Genomic DNA, 2,070 nt, shown 5'->3' with positions numbered 1-2,070 from the left:
TGTTGATCATCTCACCGTGGCTGACGGGGAATCCGGATTCGATGGCCCACAACCGGTTCAGCTGGTCCATCCGGGATTCGAGTTGCTCGGCGAAGCGGGTGCATACAGCGATCCGTTCGTCGACGCTCATCCGTGGCCACGGACCTTCATCGAACGCCCGGCGCGCGGCAGCTACTGCGGCGTCGGCCTCGTCGATGCCTGGATCTGCCGCGGTCGCCACTATGCGCCCGGTGGACGGCATGACCACGTCCACCGTCGCGCCGGCCAAGGGTTTCACCCATGTCCCGCCGAGGTAGACCGCGTCGAGATGCGGTGCGTCGATGTCAATGGATGCGGTGGTCATGATTCCTGCCTTGGTGGTGTCGGGGGAAAGATTGCGGTGGGCATGTCCGTGCTCATCCGCCCATGGAGATGGTGTCGGAGGAGCCGGCGTCGATCGGTAGCACGACGCTGGTGATGTAGCGCGCTTCGTCGCTGGCCAGGAACACCACGCCGTTGCTGATGTCCTGGGCGGAGATCCAGGGGACGGGCAGCATGTTCATCGTGGCGAAGGCGGGCGCGGCATCGTCGAGTGTCGCGTTCGGGTTGTCGGGGACGAAAAGCCCGATGGTTTGGGCGTTGTCGATCATCCCCGTCCGGACATTGGTGGGGCAGATGATGTTCGAGCGGATGTTGTGCGGTGCGCCTTCCATCGCCACCAGCCGCATGAGTCCGACGACGCCGTGCTTGCTGATCTCGTACGCGCCGGTGTTGGGGCAGCCTTTCAGGCTTGCCACCGATCCGGTGAAGATGAGTGAGCCGCCGTTTCCGGCCGCAATGATGTGGGGCATGACTGCCTTCACCACATGCCACACGCCGACCAGGTTGGTGTCGAGCACGTTCCGGAATTGCTCGGCTGACCATTCCCAGATCGGGTTGTAGCTGACGACGCCGGCGTTGGGGACGGCGATATCGACTCGCCCGAACTTGTCGAGTCCCTGTCGAAGCACCTCGTCGACCGCGTCGAAGTCGCGTGAGTCGGCTCGGGCGGCGACGATCCGGCCGCCCGCTTCTTCGACCAGACGGATGGTTTCGGCGAGATCGGACTCCCGTGCCAGCGGGTATCCGACGTGCTCGATGTCGTCGCAGAGGTCGAAGCCGATGATGTCGGCGCCTTCTTTGGCGAGGGCGAGTGCGTGTGAACGTCCCTGGCCCCGGGCGATGCCGGAGATGAAGGCGACTTTGCCTTTGACGCGGTCCATGAAATCCTCCTGATTCACGTGGGCCGCGTGTGGGTGGTGCTCGATTGTGACGAACGCACACGGTGTCCGGCCCGAGGCTGTCGACAGGCGTGCCGATGTGGTGGCCTTGAGATCGACTAGCGTCGTTAGTAGACTACCGACGTGTGACGCACTACACAATAGCCGTAGGTTTTCCGGTGGCCGGGATCATCCGCGAGAACGGTTTCGCCGGATGAGCGGGCGGCGCTTCGGCTTTCCGATACCCGAGGTCATCGATGTCCACGCTCACGCGGTGTTGCCGATGAGTCTCGGGTGTGCGGGTGCGGCCGGGCCGGAGATCGGGTACCGCGATGACGGGAGCCCGTTCTTCCGTGTCGGCGAGTACATCCTGGACGGGGTTCGCTACGAAGGCTCCGCCTTCATGGATGCCGATGTGCGGGTGGCTGCGATGGACGCGGCAGGTATCGGGCTGCAAATGATCTCACCCAACCCGATCACCTACTTCACGCGCCTTGATGCTGCCACGGCCACCGACTACACGCGTGCCCACAATGACGCGATCGCGGCGACCGCCGCGAGGTTCCCTGGGCGTCTCGTCGGCGCGGCTCAATTGCCGATGCAGGACGTTCCGGCGGCGATCGCCGAATTGGAACGGTCCGTTCGTGAGCTGGGTTTGGTGGCGGCGTACATCGACACCGACATCGCGGATCGCACGCTGGACGCCCCTGACCTCGATGACTTCTACAGCGCCGCGGTCGAACTCGACGTACCGGTGTTCATCCACCCGTCACCGGTCGGGCAGGCGGGTCCGCCCGACGATGCGCGGCTGCGTCGCTTCGACCTCGACCTG

The 2,070-nt window shown here is 64.5% G+C and carries 3 protein-coding genes; 1 reads left to right on the top strand and 2 read right to left on the bottom strand.

The features are described from left to right. Positions 1-343, bottom strand: a 343-nt coding sequence (locus KDB67_RS01725) for an aldehyde dehydrogenase family protein (RefSeq protein WP_291011609.1), incomplete at its 3' end; no start/stop codon positions are given. Positions 344-395: 52 nt separating this feature from the next. Then, the gene (locus KDB67_RS01720) at positions 396-1,241 is read right to left on the bottom strand and encodes a mycofactocin-coupled SDR family oxidoreductase (RefSeq protein WP_291011607.1); all 846 of its coding nucleotides are present in this window, start codon (positions 1,239-1,241) and stop codon (positions 396-398) included. Between the two features lie 211 nt (positions 1,242-1,452). On the opposite strand from KDB67_RS01720, the gene KDB67_RS01715 reads away from it, so the two are divergent. Next, positions 1,453-2,070, top strand: a 618-nt coding sequence (locus KDB67_RS01715) for an amidohydrolase family protein (protein WP_291011605.1), incomplete at its 3' end; no start/stop codon positions are given.

This window comes from Gordonia sp. (in: high G+C Gram-positive bacteria) (assembly GCF_020438995.1).
Taxonomy (GTDB): Bacteria; Actinomycetota; Actinomycetes; order Mycobacteriales; family Mycobacteriaceae; genus Gordonia.
Note: the sequence above shows the minus strand (reverse complement) of the source record. Positions and strands in the feature narration are given on the sequence as shown.